The organism is Halopseudomonas phragmitis, assembly GCF_002056295.1.
Lineage (GTDB): Bacteria > Pseudomonadota > Gammaproteobacteria > Pseudomonadales > Pseudomonadaceae > Halopseudomonas > Halopseudomonas phragmitis.
On sequence record NZ_CP020100.1, the window covers coordinates 3,802,773 to 3,820,171 of the forward strand.

At 58.6% G+C, this 17,399-nt stretch carries 13 protein-coding genes; 2 read left to right on the forward strand and 11 right to left on the reverse strand.

The window, feature by feature from the left end; genetic code table 11:
- The first annotated feature begins 199 nt into the window (after positions 1–199).
- Positions 200–3,574, forward strand: a complete 3,375-nt coding sequence (locus tag BVH74_RS17555) for a hybrid sensor histidine kinase/response regulator (protein WP_080051356.1) — start codon at positions 200–202, stop codon at positions 3,572–3,574.
- Complete coding sequence (locus BVH74_RS17560; protein WP_080051357.1) at positions 3,561–4,478, forward strand: response regulator transcription factor; 918 nt, start codon at positions 3,561–3,563, stop codon at positions 4,476–4,478. Before BVH74_RS17555 ends, BVH74_RS17560 begins: the two co-directional genes overlap by 14 nt.
- A gap of 12 nt (positions 4,479–4,490) precedes the next feature.
- On the opposite strand, the gene BVH74_RS17565 is transcribed toward BVH74_RS17560, so the two are convergent.
- The 11 genes from BVH74_RS17565 to BVH74_RS17615 all read right to left on the reverse strand — a co-directional run bounded on the left by BVH74_RS17565 (position 4,491) and on the right by BVH74_RS17615 (position 17,399).
- Positions 4,491–5,327 carry a cache domain-containing protein gene (locus BVH74_RS17565; protein WP_080051358.1) on the reverse strand — a complete coding sequence of 279 codons (837 nt, stop codon included), beginning with the start codon at positions 5,325–5,327 and terminating at the stop codon, positions 4,491–4,493.
- A 91-nt stretch (positions 5,328–5,418) separates the two neighbouring features.
- A complete protein-coding gene (locus BVH74_RS17570) occupies positions 5,419–6,192 on the reverse strand; it encodes an enoyl-CoA hydratase/isomerase family protein (protein WP_080051359.1) in 774 nt (257 codons plus the stop codon).
- Positions 6,193–6,253: 61 nt separating this feature from the next.
- Positions 6,254–7,294, reverse strand: a complete 1,041-nt coding sequence (locus tag BVH74_RS17575; protein ID WP_080051360.1) for a 3-ketosteroid-9-alpha-monooxygenase, oxygenase component — start codon at positions 7,292–7,294, stop codon at positions 6,254–6,256.
- 169 nt (positions 7,295–7,463) lie between these two features.
- Positions 7,464–8,291 carry an SDR family NAD(P)-dependent oxidoreductase gene (locus BVH74_RS17580; RefSeq protein WP_080051361.1) on the reverse strand — a complete coding sequence of 276 codons (828 nt, stop codon included), beginning with the start codon at positions 8,289–8,291 and terminating at the stop codon, positions 7,464–7,466.
- Positions 8,292–8,627: 336 nt separating this feature from the next.
- On the reverse strand, positions 8,628–9,881 hold the full coding sequence (locus tag BVH74_RS17585) for a helix-turn-helix transcriptional regulator (RefSeq protein WP_218189151.1): 1,254 nt from the start codon (positions 9,879–9,881) through the stop codon (positions 8,628–8,630).
- Positions 9,882–10,049: 168 nt separating this feature from the next.
- On the reverse strand, positions 10,050–11,252 hold the full coding sequence (locus BVH74_RS17590; RefSeq protein WP_231705538.1) for a helix-turn-helix transcriptional regulator: 1,203 nt from the start codon (positions 11,250–11,252) through the stop codon (positions 10,050–10,052).
- Positions 11,253–11,255: 3 nt separating this feature from the next.
- On the reverse strand, positions 11,256–13,649 hold the full coding sequence (locus tag BVH74_RS17595) for an efflux RND transporter permease subunit (RefSeq protein WP_080051363.1): 2,394 nt from the start codon (positions 13,647–13,649) through the stop codon (positions 11,256–11,258).
- A gap of 9 nt (positions 13,650–13,658) precedes the next feature.
- The gene (locus tag BVH74_RS17600) at positions 13,659–14,627 is read right to left on the reverse strand and encodes a WD40/YVTN/BNR-like repeat-containing protein (protein ID WP_080051364.1); all 969 of its coding nucleotides are present in this window, start codon (positions 14,625–14,627) and stop codon (positions 13,659–13,661) included.
- Between the two features lie 277 nt (positions 14,628–14,904).
- Entirely contained in the window at positions 14,905–16,107 is a 1,203-nt protein-coding gene (locus BVH74_RS17605) for an acetyl-CoA C-acyltransferase (RefSeq protein WP_080051365.1), read from the reverse strand.
- A gap of 14 nt (positions 16,108–16,121) precedes the next feature.
- Positions 16,122–16,592 carry a MaoC family dehydratase gene (locus tag BVH74_RS17610; protein WP_080051366.1) on the reverse strand — a complete coding sequence of 157 codons (471 nt, stop codon included), beginning with the start codon at positions 16,590–16,592 and terminating at the stop codon, positions 16,122–16,124.
- 18 nt (positions 16,593–16,610) lie between these two features.
- Positions 16,611–17,399 (reverse strand): SDR family oxidoreductase, encoded by a 789-nt coding sequence (locus BVH74_RS17615; protein ID WP_080051787.1) that lies wholly within the window; start codon positions 17,397–17,399, stop codon positions 16,611–16,613.

Consider the following 17,399-nt stretch of genomic DNA (forward strand, 5'->3'; position numbering starts at 1 on the left):
CGCAATGACGGGAGGGGGGCTGACCGGAAAGGAGCAGATGAAAGGCTCGCTTAAATAGACAAGCTGGCATGTATATTGAGAGAGAGCCTGCCAGGGGGCGGCCAGTGCAGCGTTACAGCGAACTGGCCATCCGGATATCGCACCATGCCGGTGCAGATCGAGCCGCCAGTGTCACCAAAACTGGCACCGAGGGGAGTCCATGACTGCCAGGCAACACATCTTCCGCGTGCGCCGCAACTACAACCAGTGGGTCGCCAACGAAACGCTGGAGGACTACGCCCTGCGCTTCACCGCCAAAAGCGCCCGACGCTGGCCGGCGTCACGGGTGGCCGGTACTGCGCTGGGGGCTATCTCGTTTCTGGCCCTGGAAGCGATTGGCGGCGCCATTACCCTGCATTACGGCTTTACCAATGCGGTGGCGGCAATTCTGGCGGTCAGTCTGGTGATTCTGCTGACCGCCATCCCGATCAGCTATTACGCTGCCCGCTACGGGGTCGACAGCGATCTGCTGACCCGCGGTGCCGGCTTTGGTTACATCGGTTCGACCATCACCTCGCTGATCTACGCCAGCTTCACCTTTATCTTCTTTGCCTTGGAAGCAGTGATCATGGCCATGGCGCTGGAGCTGCTGTTTGGCGTGCCGCTGGCGCTGGGCTACATCATTTGCGCACTGGTGATCATTCCGCTGGTGACCCATGGCATCACCCTGATCAGCCGCTTCCAGCTATGGAGCCAGCCTTTCTGGATCATCCTGCAACTGGTGCCGTTCGTCTTCATCATCTATGCCGACGCCAGCGCGGTGCAGGACTGGACCCAGTTCGCCGGCCGTGAGCCGGGCAGCGATCCGGCCAGCGGGCTGAACCTGCTGATGTTCGGCGCCGCCGCTGCGGTGATGTTCTCGCTAATCGCCCAGATTGGCGAGCAGGTCGATTTTCTGCGCTTTGTACCCAAGGCCGAGCCCGGTAAAAGTCTGCGCTGGTGGGCGGCGGTGATGGCCGGCGGGCCGGGCTGGATCATCATCGGCGCGCTGAAAATTCTGGCTGGCTCGTTCCTGGCCGTGCTGGCGCTAAACCACGGGGTGCCCTACGAGGAAGCCGCCGATCCGACCCGCATGTACATGATCGCCTTCGGCTACCTGACCAACTCGCCACAGGTGGCGCTGGCTGCAGCCGGTATCTTCGTGATCCTGTGCCAGGTCAAGATCAACGTCACCAACGCCTATGCCGGCTCGATTGCCTGGTCGAACTTCTTTTCCCGGCTGACCCACAGCCACCCCGGCCGGGTGGTCTGGCTGGTGTTCAACGTCAGTATCGCGCTGCTGGTGATGGAGCTGGGGGTATACCGGGCGCTGGAAGAAACCCTGGGCTACTACGGCATCATCGCCACCGCCTGGGCCGGCGCACTGGTCGCCGATCTGGTGATCAACAAGCCGCTCCGGCTGTCGCCCAAGCATATCGAGTTCAAGCGTGCGCATCTGTACGACATCAATCCGGTGGGGGTCGGCGCCATGCTGCTGGCCACCCTGGTCGGATTCCTAAGCTTTGCCGGGCTACTCGGTGAAGTGGCGCAGGCTCTGGCGCACTTCATTGCCCTGGGCACTGCCCTACTCTGCGCCCCGCTGATCGCCTGGCTGACCGGCGGACGTTATTACCTGGCGCGCGAGGTGATCCGCCTGCAACCCGAGGCTGACGAACGACTGGCCTGCTGCGTGTGCGAAAACCGTTTCGAGCCCGAAGACATCACCCATTGCCCGGCCTATGGCGGACAGATCTGCTCGCTGTGCTGCTCGCTGGATGCCCGCTGCGGCGACTACTGCAAACCCGGCGCCGGCTATGCCGAACAGATGCGCGGTTTTCTCCGGCTGCTGCTACCCGAGCGGCTGATGCCACGGGTCGGCTCACGGATCGGTCATTTTCTTGGCCTGCTGGCGCTGATCAATGGCGTTACCGGTCTGCTGCTGGCACTGATTTACTACCAGACACCGTTCAGCGACAGCGCCACCCAGGCCCTACTGGCCAGCACCCTGTGGAAGGTGTTTTTCATTCTGCTGATCATCACCGGGGTGATCAGTTGGCTGTTTGTACTGGCCAACGACAGCCGCCGGGTCGCCCAGGAGGAATCCAACCGGCAGAACCGCCTGCTGCTGGAAGAGATCGAAGCCCACGAGCTGACCGACCGCGCACTGCAGCAGGCCAAGGAGCAGGCCGAAGCCGCCAACCAGGCCAAGAGTCGTTACCTGACCGGCATCAGCCATGAGCTGCGCTCACCGCTCAATGCAGTACTCGGTTACGCCCAACTGCTGGAACAGGACCCGCAGATTCCAGAAATTCGCCGCCCGGCGCTGGGGGTGATTCGCCGCAGCGGCGAGTACCTGGCCGATCTGATCGAAGGGCTGCTGGATATTTCCAAAATCGAGGCCGGACGCCTGGAGCTGCACCTGAGCGAAGTGCGCATCGACCTGCTGCTCGATCAACTGGTCCACATGTTCCGCCTGCAGGCCGAGGCCAAGGGCCTGGCGTTCGAGTTCCACTGCCAGGATCGCCTGCCGTGCTGGGTACGTACCGACGAAAAGCGCCTACGTCAGATTCTGATCAACCTGCTGTCCAACGCCATCAAATACACCGAATCCGGGCATGTGCGCCTGACCCTGCGCTACCGCAGCGAGGTCGCCGAGTTCAAGGTCGAAGACAGTGGCGAGGGTATTCGCCGCGAGGATCTCGAACGCATCTTCCAGCCCTTCGAACGGGTGCGCAATCCCGGCTCGACCGCCTTCGGCACCGGGCTGGGACTGACCATTACCAAGCTGCTGTGCGAAATCATGGGTGGCGACATCAGCGTGCAGAGCCACCCGGGCCAGGGCAGCACTTTCAAAGTCGCACTGCTGCTGGCCAGCGCCCGGCGCGACAGGCCAGACGATCCGCCCCCGGCACTGCGGCCACCGCACGGCTATGCCGGCCCGATCCGGCGCATTGTGGTGATCGACGACGAAGACTCACACCGCCAGTTGATGACCAACCTGCTCACGCCTTTGGGCTTTGAGGTACAGACCCTGGCCAACCCCTTGCTGGCCGTGGAACTGCTGCGCCAGCAACCAGCCGACCTGCTGCTGCTCGATCTGAACATGCCCGGCCAGGACGGCTGGAGCCTGCTGGCCGAACTGCGCGCCAGCGGCTGTACCACACCGGTTATCGTGCTGTCCGCCGATGCCGCCGACGGCGGCCAGTCTCAGCTACCGGCACTGCATCAGGGCTACTTTATCAAGCCGGTGCAACTGGCCCAGTTGCTCGAACAGATCGGCCTGCTGCTGCAATTGCAATGGCGCCATGAACCGGCGATGCCGGCAGCTCACACACAACCTGCGCCAGCCCCGGCCACACCCCTGCCCGGCCTGCCGACCTTGCAGGCACTGGCGTCCATCGGCCATCGCAAGGGCCTGCTTGAAGCGCTGTACCAGTTGCGCGAGCAAGACAGCACACGCCATGACTACTACAACCAACTGATCGGCCTGGCTGAGGCCTTCCAATTCGAAGCCCTGCAGCAACGGCTTCAGGTAACCGACAATGAATGCTCTTGAACGCCCACGCGACACCATCCTTATCGTCGACGACGCTCTGGACAGCATCCGCATGCTCAACGATGTGCTGGAAAATGCCGGCATGACCGTGCTGGTCGCCCTAGAAGGTGCCCAGGCTCTGAACATCACCCGCAACATCACCCCTGACCTGATCTTGCTCGATGCGCTGATGCCGAACATGGACGGCTTCGAAACCTGCCGCCAGCTCAAGACCAACCCGGCGCTGACCGATGTACCAATTATTTTCATGACCGGCCTGAGCGACACCGAACATGTGGTCATGGGCCTGAACAGCGGCGGCGTGGACTACGTCAACAAACCGATCAAGGCCGACGAACTGCTGGCCCGCATGCAGGTCCATCTGGCCAACGCCCGCATGGCCCAAAGCGCCCGCATGGCACTGGATCACACCGGCCATTACCTGTTCGCAGTGGATGCCAAAGGTGAACAACTCTGGGCCACCCCGCAGGTCAGCCAGCGCCTGCACCAGTGCGGCTATGCGCATACCGACAACCTGCAGCTACTGGCCGGCGAACTCGCTACCTGGCTCAGCCACAGTCCCCAGCCCGGCCACCACCTGACCCCCGCGCGAGCCAGCAAAGACGGCCCGGTAATCGAATTTCTCGCCAGCGTATCAGCCCAGGAACACCTGCTGCGGCTGGTCGACAACCCGCGCAGCGATGATGCCTGCGAGCGCCTGCGCGACCACTTCGGCCTGACCGGGCGCGAAGCCGACGTGATGCTGTGGATCGCCAACGGCAAGACCAACCGCGAAATCGGCCAGATCCTCGACATGAGCCCACGCACGGTGAACAAGCACCTGGAACAGGTGTTCCGCAAACTGGGGGTGGAAAATCGCACGGCCGCGGCTGCGGCAGCGATTCGGTGTTTGGCGCGGTTTTGAGGCTGCCTGGACTTACTCGTTATACCAGCCAACCAGCACCAGGTAACGTCCAACCCGGCGAATCGCTGCGGTTTTTGCTTCAACCTTCTGGGTCACAGGGTTGCGCCACTGATAGCTGAATTCACCTTCATCACGGTTCTGCATCAAAGCAACCACGGGGGCGCCCAGGTCACTGCCGGCATGATCCTTGACCGTTTCAAACCGGGTACCTACCAGGCCGTGATTGTACCCATGGGCCAGGAAACGCCGGGTTTCGTTATCTACCACAACCGGGTAGATATCATCCTGATAGAACTCGCTGTCCAACTGATTGATCAGGGCAATGGTCTGTTCGGGATCAGTTTCCAGAGCGCGAACAACGCGTTCCAGCATGTTCACCGCGCTGGCCTTATCGGCCCTTGGCAGGTAGTAGCCGACAGCCAGGATGTGTCCATTCATCGGCTGGTAGAAAGCCTTCTTGCGCTCGACCCGGCCCAAGCGCCAGTTGATCCAGCGGTACTCACCTTCCTGCACACCCTGCTCCAGCGGAGTCTGCAGAATGGACTGAAAACCTGTTCGCAACTGATCATCCAGCAGAGGCGTTATGTTGCGGCCAATTAACACTCGCGAAGGGCCGCCGCTGGCCATCATGACGCCCTGACGATTGACCACAAACACATAGAGGTCATCCTCGGTAAAAGGCCCCAGTCGGCTGAAAGCTGCAAAGCTGCGCTCCCCCTCTTGCTGGTATTGGGCGACCGCCCGCTCGAGCAATCCACGAGCACGCAGCTCCTGGTCAGCATAGGAATCGGCCCATGTCAGCAGGGACTGAATGGAGGCGATAAGGCCAACAAGAACGGCAGCTCTCATAAGTTGTCACTCTAGACCGAAGGACGATATTTCGACCCTAGCCGATGCCAATCCCATAGGCATCGTCTGCTCGGACGATGCCGGCTACCAATCAGGCCCGGCGGGCAAAAAATGCCGAAATAGCCTCACAAAAATCCGGCTCGGCGGCACAGGCAATGAACGCCTCACGCTCAGAATCCAGCTGTTGTTCAAGCGACTGAACCGGAGAATCACGCAGCAAGGCTTTCAACCTAGGCAACAGCCCGGCAGGATATCTATTTAGGCGCTCAAGCCAGACTTGCAGTGCATCTTCCAGTCCAGCCCTCGGCGCCACCTGGTTGACCAACCCCCACTCAATGGCTGAGACGGCATCAAGATTACGTCCCAACAAGGCCATCTCCAATACCCGCCGGCTACCGATGCGTCGCGGCAGATGCCATGACAACCCTAGATCACAGGTAGTGGCAATATCGCTGTAGGCATAAACGAAACGAACATCATCCGCCGCCAAAACCAGGTCCGCCGCCGCCACCAAACTCAGCCCTGCACCAGCTACCGCGCCCTGCACACAGGCGAGTACCAGCCAGGGCGCCCGCTGCCAGTCAGCGATACAACGATGCATGGCTTCAATGATAGCCGTGGCAACCTGCACCGGCTGTTCCTGCATGGCACGCAGGTCCCCCCCCGCCATAAAGGCTTTACCGCTGCCCTGAAGTACCAGTATGCGCACATCATCGCGCGCCAACAGGACTTCAGTGGCCTGCCGACACTCGTTGGCCATGGTTACGGTCAAGGCGTTGAACGCGGCAGGGTTGGCAAAAACCAGCCTGGCACATCCATCACTCAGTTCCAGACTCAGTTGCTCACCAGAAAACAGTGTGGTCATTTTCAATACTCCATTCAGCACAAAGCCGGCCTGGAGCCGGCTTTGTGCGAGCACCCAAGGCTCAGCGCTGGTCAACCACAATGAACTCGCGCAGCTCGCTCATGGCAGCAGGCACATCGTTCTCATCCATGAAGAACTGCTGATACCACTCACGCAACTGATAAATCGGGCCGTCACCCTCGGCCAGCACTGGAGTATCTACCCGGCGCTTGTGGCTCCAGATATCCACATCCTGATAGAAAGAGGTGCGATTCTGCTGCACATAATCAAGCGCCAACTGCTTGTTCTGCTCCTCGGTCCAGCCCGGAATCTTCTTGACCAGCACGCCAAAACGCAGCTCGAACTGGTTGGGGCCGATCGGTACATGGCAATTGAGCAGGATGCTCTCGACTACCAGACCTTCATATTCGGCTTTCATGCGGGTGAAATGAGTAGCTGGGCCATAGTAGGCCGAATCGGCAACCAGATCGCCACCTAAACGTTCGGAATCGCCCATAAACAGCTGAGTGCCGATATGGCCCTTGAACGTATTACGGAAATACTTGGTCGGAGTACCATGAACAGGGCCAAAATGCTGGGCATCGACTAGGTTGTCGACCAGCTCGCGCGGGTTGGTATCGATAACCATCAGATCCAGGTGCCAATCGTCATCCCAGTCCGGGCTGTCAATTTCTGGCAGATAAGGAATCTCAACGCCCTCAGCGGGCGGTTGACCTTCCGGGTTGTTCCATACGAAGAACAGCCGATTGACTTCGCAGGTCAGCCACTTCCGGGTCTTGGCTTTGGGTGGAATACGCTTGCAATAGGGGATTTCGGTGCAACGGCCGCTGGTATCAAATGCCCAGTGATGGAAGGGACAAACGACCCGCCCATCGACGATTTCACCCTGAGAAAGATCCGCCCCCATGTGCGGGCAGTAGGCATCCAGCACACTGATTTCACCAGCCTCATTGGCAAAAGCCACCAGGCGGGTGCCGAAAACGTTCAAGGTATGCAGTTTGCCGTCTCGGTATTCCTTGGCCTCACCCAGGCAATGCCAACCGCGGGCATAGCGGTGCTCCGCCGCCTCGACAACCGACTTGACGTTGATCAACTGATTCATTTTCTGTTCCTCACTGAGCATTGTTATCTTTGTTCACCACGGCTTGGTTCCGCCCACGTGAATACGCCCGCAAAGCGCAGCGGCCTGAACCCGTTCGGATAAAAACCACATCCGTTACATGGCATCTTGGCGCTATAGCCCAGGGGCTTCATCCTTCACTTGGACTAGATCAGCTCGGAACAATCTGTTGCTCAACAGCAAACGGCTGGGCATGAATGGTGCGTTTCTGGTGGGTGCCGGACAGATCTTGCTGGACCAGCCAGAGCATCACTGCAGCAGGGACCTCGGGCGGCGCCGAACCGGCACCCAGAGCCCGGATACCAGCCTCACCCAGAGTTGCCTGCAGCGCTTCGGTAGTTACCACGCCCGGGTTCAAGGTGTAGGCACGCAAGCCTTTACCTCCCAGTTCGGCCTTGATGACTCCAGACAGTCGCGAAACCGCTGCCTTGCCAGCAGCATAGGCATACCCCCAGCCACCCTGGCCAGCAGGCACCGGCGGATTGCTCTCGCCGGCCCCGGAAGTGACGTTGATGATCACTCCAGCCTGCTGGTCAACCATGGCTAGCGCCAGCCTGCGACTCAGCAGGAATGGAGCGATCAGGTAAGCCTGTGCCACTCGTTGCAAGGTGTCCACCTGCAGATCACAGAGCAACGCATTCAGGTCACCCCCCTGATACACCGCATTGTTAATCAGCACATCAACACGCCCGGCGAGACTCAGCGCCTGCTCAGCAGCCGCCTCGACCGAATCGTTATCAAGCAAATCCAGATGTACGCACCAGACTTTCCGGCCCAGAGCACGGACTTCGTCGGCAACGCTCTCCAGGCTACCTGGCAGCGGCTGGCCATTCTGGTCCAGAAGGCTGTGCTCCAATTGTTGGCCTGGTTGCCGCATCCGTCCCGCCAGCACCAGATCAAAACCGCTGGCGGCAAAAGCCAGGGCCGCAGCCCGCCCAATGCCACGACTGGCTCCAGTAATCATTGCAACCTGCATCAAGAGTTCTCCGTTTCAGATCTGATCTGCCGAGGACTGCCCGGCGACGTGGGCCTGCAGAACCTCTTTGGCCAGATTGATCGGGGTAACCTCATGAAGGCTACCGTCGGGCTTTCCCTTCCCTCGCGGGGCCCTTACATGATCGTAGATAAAGGCTTCGGTCATAATGCACTCTTTCAGATTTTCTACGCACAATTACGGTATATAGCCAGTATCTGGATTCGCCCCATCTCGACTCATCGTCCGCATGGACTAAAAACCGGAAACTAAAACGTGACAGACCTCCGACCGACAAAAAAGCCCTCACGTGGAGGGCTTTGATGCTGACGGACAGGCGCGTCAGGACTGTGCGGTTCTTAACGGACGCAACTCTGGACGAGGAATGACCATGTTGCCATTGCGAAACGGTGAGACACCTCCTCGTCCCAGAGTCACGACACTATTGAGCATGACGCGAACCAGCTCGGCCTGACGTCGCACCCCCGTCTTGGAGAAAATCGAACGCAGATGAGCACGCGCCGTGTTGCGCATGATGCCAAGATTCTCCGCCGCCTCTTCGAGCGATAGACCGTTAGCCAACTCCAGGGCAAGAGCGGTCTCCGCCGGGGTGAAACTGAACAGCTCCTTGGCCACCCGGTTGTCCACTTGGGACTTGCCTACAGCATCACGTATGTAAACCACAACCGCGGGCTGGCCCTTGCCCTCAGCCCACTGCATGGTTGGAATCGGCTCGACTACCACTCCCAGACTCACCTCCCCAGAGGGACGAGCTACCGAAAGTGCCTCACGGCTTTCTACAACCAGGCCATTACGCTCATCAACCGCCTCACGTACCAATTTATGCAGTTCACGATTATCACTCGGGTAACTCGCCTCAAGACGAGAACCCACAAGTTTTAAGCCATCGGCCACTTCAAGCAAATCTCGGGCAACATCGTTGAGCTGCAGCACTGCACCGTTCTCATCCAGCACGATGGTGGCCACGGACAGCCGATTGATGGCCTGAGCATACAGCGAGCCCAGAGACTCACTTTTGCCCAGCAGATTATGTACATGCAGGCTGCGACGCAGATGCGGCAACAGGCGTTGACATACCTGCTTGTCCTGGTCGCCAAAAGGCGCGGCAGACTCTGGGCGAGTGATGCGGAATCTAAGGATACCGGCCTCGGGGATGGCAATATCAGCCCCCATGACATGAAAGACATCCTGCTTGCAAACATGATTTCGGTAATAGTCACTACCGCGCCACTCATCCTGAGTCATCACGTCATCCACAGTAAACACCGTATCCGCAGGCTGATTGCAGAACGGCGTATCGGATTGGTGATAGGTGAAATACGTTACCTGGCCGCTGCCTTCCAGATTTCCGGCCACCAACATCAGACCGACGTCCTCGACACCGGGAATACGCAGGATAAGGGTTACGTAGTTCGCCTGAAAGAGTAAGCGCAGCTCTTCCAGAGCTTCGGAGAGACGGCCATTGTCAAGACCACCATCATGGATACAGCTGACGAGCCGATCATAGTCATCAAGGGTCAGCTTGGACATGATATCGGAGTGGTTTGCGCGCATGTTTGGGGTAATTATTGTCATTATGCAACCTCGCGAGCCAGCTCGTTGCATCAGGAGTCAACGACTGGCCTTGTTTTTGTATGACTTTCGTCTCTTTGCCTCGCCGCTCCATGGCCAAGACTTCAATTTACTCCATTGCCTACCAAGTTCAATAGCTTCCATAGCGCAGTCGGACGGTTGGCTGGCTGCTTATGGTTCGCTATCCAGCACGGACATTTTCCCCCGCCCAGCCTTGGCCTCAGGCCCCAGGGTTACGACGCTGTTCAGTATCAGTCGAACCAGTTCAGTCTGTCGCCTGACCCCGGTCTTGGAGAAAATCGCTCGCAGGTGCGCACGCGCCGTATTGCGCCTGATCCCCAAAGACTGGGCAGCATCCTCAAGCGAAAGACCATTGGCCAATTCCATTGCCAAGGCCGCCTCTGAAGGAGTGAAACCAAAGACCTGGCGCGTCATCGCGGCACTCAGCATCGACTTTCCTACCGCATCTCGTACGTAAACAATCACACGAGGTCGGCCGCCGCCTTCTTCCCACTCTTGCTGTGGAACTGGCTCTACCACCAGTCCCAGGCTGACCTGACCGGAAGGACGCGATACCGACAGGGCCTCGGAAAGCGGTGCAGGGCCACTGGGCTCTGCCTGCAGTGCCGCGCGTATGGCCTGATAGAGGCGCTTGTTGTCTCCCGGATAGCTGGCCTCAAGACGCCCGGCCACCACCTTGAGGCCATCATTGTGTTCCAGCATGCTGCGGGCAGTCTGATTGTCTTCAAGAATCCTGCCGCTCTCATCCAGCACCAGGGTAGCTATTGACAGGCGGCCTATGGCCTGGGAATACAAACTGCTCAAAGACTCCCGATGCCCGAGCAGCCCATGGATATGCAACGCCCTGCCCATGTGCGGGATAAGGCCGGCACAGAAGCGTTTTTCCTGCTCGCTAAAGTCCGGCATGCTTTCCGGACGGGTGATTCGAAAACGAAAGATACCACCACTGGATGGAGAAATATCAGCCCCCATCACATGGAACACACCCTGAGGCTCGCAGAAACTCTTGAAGTAGTCCGAAGCACGCCAGGCCGTCTTGCTCATGACATCAGTTACGGTAAATACCCGATTAACCGGCGTGTTGACGAACGGGGTTTCGGTATAGGGATAGGTGATATAGGTGATACTGCCCTGCCCCTCAACATCCCCGATAACGATCATCAGCCCTTTATCGGAGTCTTGCGGTGTACGCAGGATCAAAGTCACGAAGTTGGCCTGCATCAGACTCTGAATACGCGAGAGGAAGCGGCTCCAGCTATGATCGTCAATCGCAGAATCATACAAATCAGCCAGCAGCCGGTCATACTCTGCAACATCAAGCATGAGCCGCTGACGCGCCATCTCGCTCATCATTGGCTAACGCCCCTGCAAGCCGGTCGGCTGAGACCCGCTCAACCTAGCAGTGACGGAAACCAGCGGCTTGCCCCGATTGAACCAGGCTGCCAGCCCAGGCAGCAGGAAGATCGCGCCAAACACGTTGACCAGGAACATGAAGGCCAGCAGGATGCCCATGTCGGCCTGGAACTTCAGCGGTGCAAACACCCAGGTGCCGACCCCGACTGACATGGTAAAGGCTGTAAAGAGAGCTGCTGTTCCCCGCTGGCACATAGCTTCATAGAAAGACGTACGCACATCCTTACCCAACGCCAGTTCATGCTGCATGCGCTCATACAGATAAATGCCGTAATCCACCCCTACGCCCACACCCAGCGCCATGACCGGCAAGGTGGCGACCTTCAGGCCAATGCCGAACAAAGCCATCACGGCACTACACAAGGTGGCGACAATAGCCAGAGGGATCAGGATGCACAGCACTGCCCGTCCGGAGCGGAAAGTCAGCCAGCAGAACAGTGCCACCGCCAGCAACAGTGAGCCATGCATCTGAGCCTCAGCCTGCTGCACCGCTTCATTGGAAGCAGCCATGACACCAACGTTGCCACCGGCCAGTTTGAATGCGACCTTGGGCTCGTCAATCCGTGCGATGATCCGTTCAACCTGATCCACCACATGAGTAATGGTGTCGCCCTCATGGTCGTTCAGAAACAGCAGCACCTGCATGGTCTGACAGCCATCCACTACCAACCCGTGGGAGTCGGAGTAGGCGCGTGATCCAGCCATCAAACCACGTGAAGAGCCTGGAATAGCGGCCCAGCGCGGATTGCCTTCATTATTTCCGGCAATCGAGACCTTGCCCATACCGGCCACACTTTGTACCGAGTTGACCCCTTCGAGACTACGCGCATGGAAATCCAGTTCCTCGACTGCCCGCATTACATCGGGGTCAAGGCAGGCTTCCTCGACACCGGTCTCCATGTAAACCGCCAGGACATCCAGACCAATCGAGTAGCTCTGCGTGATTCGTAGATTATCCTGGTTGTACCTGGCCGACTCACGCAATTCGGGTGCACCAACGCCAACATCACCGACGATCAAATCACGACTCTTCCAGGAACCCGCCACCAACAGGGTCAGGCTGATGGCGAACACTGCCAGCGCCGGCCCTGGGGTAGCCAGCACCGAAAGCCGCCACCAAAGTTTGTGTTTCTCACCCTTGTGCGCCTGTTGGGCGGCATAGGCCCGCTGATCCAGCCGGAGGTAAGAAATGATGATCGGCAACATCATTTTGTTGGTGAAGATCATCAGCAAACCACCGATGCAGGCGGTAATGCCCAGCTCACGCACAATCGGAATATCGATCAACATGATCACGCCAAAACCAAGGGCATTGGTCAGCAGAGCCAGCGCACCGGGGATGAAGATCTTGCAGAAGGCACTCTTGGCGGCCGAAAAAGAGTCCATCCCGGTGAAAATGTCCTGTTTCCAGGCATTGGTCATCTGAACAGCATGGGAGACGCCGATCGAGAAGATCAGAAATGGCACCAGAATCGACATGGGGTCAATGCCCATGCCGATCAACGGCAGAGTACCCAGCAACCAAACCACCGGCACCAGCGCCACCAATAGCGCCACGACAGTCTGCACCAGCGAACGTGAATAGAACCACAGCAACAAGGCAGTCACGAAAAAGGCAATGGCAAAGAAGCCCATGACCGCGAAAAGCCCATCAATCACATCTCCAACCAGCTTGGAGAAACCAACAATATCAATTTCAATGCGCTCACCTTCAAAGCGCGCCCGGATATCCTCAAGTTGCGCAGCCACCTCTGCGTATGAGACTCGCTCGCCGGTCTCCGGGTTAAACTCCTGAAGCTCGGCATTGACGATGGCCGCAGTCAGGTTATTGGCTACCAGACGACCGATCTCGCCGGAGCGCGCGGTATTGCCACGAACCTGCTCCAGATCTTCAGGTGTACCGCTGAAATGAGGAGGAATGACCACATCACCGACAAAACCGTCCTCGGAGATTTCCACATAGCGAACATCTGGAGTGAACAGTGAACGCACGCTGGCACGACGAACCCCGGGAATGAAGAACACTTCATCGGTTACCTGGCGCAGAACATCGAGAAACTCGGCGTTGTAGATATCACCCTCACCCTTCCAGTTAACACTGACCAGGATGGTGTTGGCTCCACTGAAGGTTTCGCTGTAATGGAGGTAGTTCTCCATATACGGATGACTGATCGGAATCTGCTTGTTGAAACCCGGATCAAGACGGATCTGCGTGGCGCTGTAGCCCAGCCCCAGCGTAACCAGCAAAAACAGCGCCAGAAAGGCCTTGCGGTTCCCCATCAACAGGTCGGCAAAGGACTCGACCCAGCGATCTACCATACGAACGTGCTTGGCCATGACAACCTCTTATTGACCGATGACAGCGAGATAAGTGCGTCCCTTTTGTGTCAGGCCTCGTTGCCCGGCGACAAAGAGATCACTGTTGGGCAGCACCACAGCAGAGGTCAGTGTCCCCAGCCCCTGCATGAAACCAAGATCGCCAAGCTCACCTGAGCGCGAGACATTGACATAGGCGCCGCCGGTACCAACGATCACGATACCGTCGGCATTCACGGCATGACCGTACAAGGGCAAGCGGTGTGGCAGTTCAAGCTGGTTCCAGCTCATCCCGTCATCATGGCTGACGAACACATGACCACGCATGCCGTAGGTAACCCAGGTGCTGCCCTGCAAATGGGCAACACCAAACAGCGAGCCACGATAGAATGGCTCGATGCGCGACCAGCTTTGTCCATAATCCTCACTGCGTAGTACCAGCCCCATCTCGCCGACCATCATCTGCAGGCGCTGACCATCGCCGGCCAGATCGTTCAGGTGCTCGCCATGCAGATCCAGTTCCTGGGCTTCCCAGCTATAGCCGGCATCGTGGGAGATGAAGAAACGTCCGAAACTGCCATAGGCGAACACTTTCTGCCCGTCGGCGGTCCAGGACCCCAGCAGCGGCTCACCGGCATCGCTATCGTTCATGATCACCTGCCAGCTTTCGCCCGCATCATCACTACGCAGCATCAACTCATCATGACCAACGGCAATCAGGGTCTGCTCGCCCAGCCAGTTGATGCCCGTCAAAGTAACAGGCAGCTCGCGGTCACTGTGGGTGGTACGCCAGGTATCACCCAGGTCGTCACTGAGGATGATGCTGCCGCGCTCGCCCACGGCAACTACACGCCCCTCAAACTGCACCAGATCGTTGATCTGGACGCGTCCCAGATCCATATCGACCTGCTGATCAAGCCCTTCACTGCGCGGAGAAAAGGCGAAAACCACCAAGGCGGCAACGACTAGGCAGAAGGAATAGCTGATCAATTTGCTCATGGCGCAATCCACTCTGTGATGCCCCAGTGGGACATCTCTTTGTTTTTATTTGCCTGCCAGCTGTCTGAAGGTGAGACATAACCAACTGAAACAGACCCTGGAACGATCTTGGTCCAGCCAGGCTGCGGCAACATCGTCCAAATGGCTTACGTGATCAAAGCAATGAGCAAGTGGCCCTGAGCAAACTGTTTCGCCGGCAGGCCGATAGGGCGCCAACGCCCCCTGAAAACGACCGGGCCCGCACAAGGCGGGCCCGTAAAGCAGTGGCGAGCATCAATCACTCGAGTTCAAACAGACCAGCGGCCCCCATACCGCCACCGATACACATGGACACCACGACATAGCGCACACCACGTCGACGCCCCTCCAACAGCGCATGACCAACCATCCGTGCACCGCTCATGCCAAACGGATGGCCGATGGAAATAGCCCCACCGTTCACATTCAGTCGCTCGTTGGGAATGCCAAGGGTGTCGCGGCAATACAGCACCTGACTGGCAAAGGCCTCATTGATCTCCCACAAGCCGATATCTTCGACCTTGAGCTGGAAGCGTTCGAGCAGTTTGGGAATCGCATAAACCGGACCAATACCCATTTCCTCCGGCTTGCAGCCCGCCACCGCGATCCCCCGATAGATGCCCAAGGGCTTGAGTCCACGACGGTTGGCTTCTTCACGGCTCATCAACAGGCAGGCGGCGGCGCCATCGGAAAACTGCGACGCATTACCGGCGGTAATATGTTCCCCTTGAGTAACCCATTGCCCGTCCTTCCATACCGGCGCCAGCCCCTGCAGGCCCTCCAGCGTCGTACTCGGGCGATTGCATTCATCCCGATCCGCACAAACCTGCTCATGCCCAGCCGGCTTGCCCTCCTTGTCGAACAGCAGCTTGCTCGCATTCAACGGAACGATTTCCTCGGCAAACAGGCCAGCCTGCTGGGCAGCAGCCGTACGCTGCTGGCTTTGCAGGGAGTAGGCATCCTGTTCGGCCCTGCTGATGCCGTAACGGCTGGCTACGATCTCGGCGGTCTCGATCATCGGGATATAGGCACTCGGCATGACCTCCAGAACCGCTTCAGAGCGGGCACGGTAAGCATTCTTGTGCTTGGTCTGGGTCAGTGACAGCGATTCCACGCCACCGCCAATTGCCACTGACAGTTCGCCAGTCATGATTGCCTTGGCAGCCTCGCCTATGGCCATCAGTCCTGACGCACACATCCGATCCAGCGCCATACCTGGTACGGTATCCGGCAGACCGCCGGTATAGGCGCACAAACGCCCGATGTTGTAACCCTGGGTACCTTGCTGCACCGCAGCGCCCATAATCACATCGCCTACCTCAGCTGGAGCAATCCCAGCCCGCTCAACCACTGCCCGCACCACATGGCCACCCAGCACAGGGGCCTCGGTATCGTTGAAAGAGCCACGAAATGATTTGGTCAGCGCGGTCCGCGCGGTAGCAACAATCACTGCTTCTTGCATTGGGGAAAACCTCATCAGGCATCGGAGTTGAAGGTGTAGCGGCTGATGGTGTCGACCACGCAACCAGGTCGATCACTGCCATCGACCTCGACAGTCACTCGCACCACCACTTGCACAGCGCCATTGGCCAAAGTCTCGACCTGGGTAATTTCACCGGCGCCTCGAATCCGCGCGCCAACCCGAACCGGAGCCGGAAAACGCACCCGGTCACAGCCATAGTTGACTCCCATCTGCAGGTTCTCTACCCGCATCAGACGGGGCAGGAAGTAGTTCACCAGCGACAGGGTCAGGTAACCGTGGGCAATGGTGCCGCCGAATGGACCAGACCTGGCTTTCTCCGGGTCAACATGAATCCACTGGTGATCACCGGTGGCCTCGGCAAACTGATCAACCCGGGACTGCTCGATCAGAAGCCAGTCTGTCACGCCGAGCGATTGGCCAAGCGCCTGTTCCAGCGCAGCGGCGCTGTCAAAAATTGTCATCATGCTGTATCTCCCCGATTCTCATGCACGCTGTGAGCTGACCGGCACGATCTCGCCAGTCATATAGCTGGAGTAGTCGCAGGCCAGAAACATCATCACATTGGCCACTTCCCAGCATTCGGCGCCACGGCCATAAGCCTCGCGGGCCTCCAGCTCCTTGAGCAACGCTTCGGGGGCCGATTTGCGCAGCATCGGATGCACCGCCAATGAGGGTGCTACAGCGTTAATCCGCACCCCCAGCTCAGCCGCCTCCAGCGCCGAGCAGCGAGTCAGCGCCATGACCCCGGCCTTGGCTGCGGCATAGTGGGCCTGTTCTTTCTGCGCCCGCCAGCCAAGCACCGAAGCATTGTTGACGATCACCGCGCCACGTCCGCGGGCCTTGACCTGCTGCAAAAAGTAGCGGGTCATACGCATAGTCCCGTTGAGCGTCACATCGATGACCTTGTGCCACTCAGCATCCTCCATATCGATCAGCAGTTTGCTGGTGCCCAGCCCTGCGTTATTGATCAGGATGTCGATACCAGCAAGCCGGTCCTCAGCGAAGTCGATCAACGCCCGAACCTGCTCTTCATCGGCAACGTTGCAGAGCAGCCCCCAAACCGCATCCAGGCCAGTCTCCTGCTTCAGTTTCTCGACCGACGCCGCCAGGCGACCCTCATGCACATCACTGATGACGATGCCGCGACAACCTTCTTCAACTGCCCGGGTTGCCGCAGCAAAGCCAATGCCCGCGCCAGCAGCGGCGGTTATCAGCACCGACTTGCCGCTCAGCAGGCCATGCCCCGCGACGTATTCAGGGGTTTTGATCAT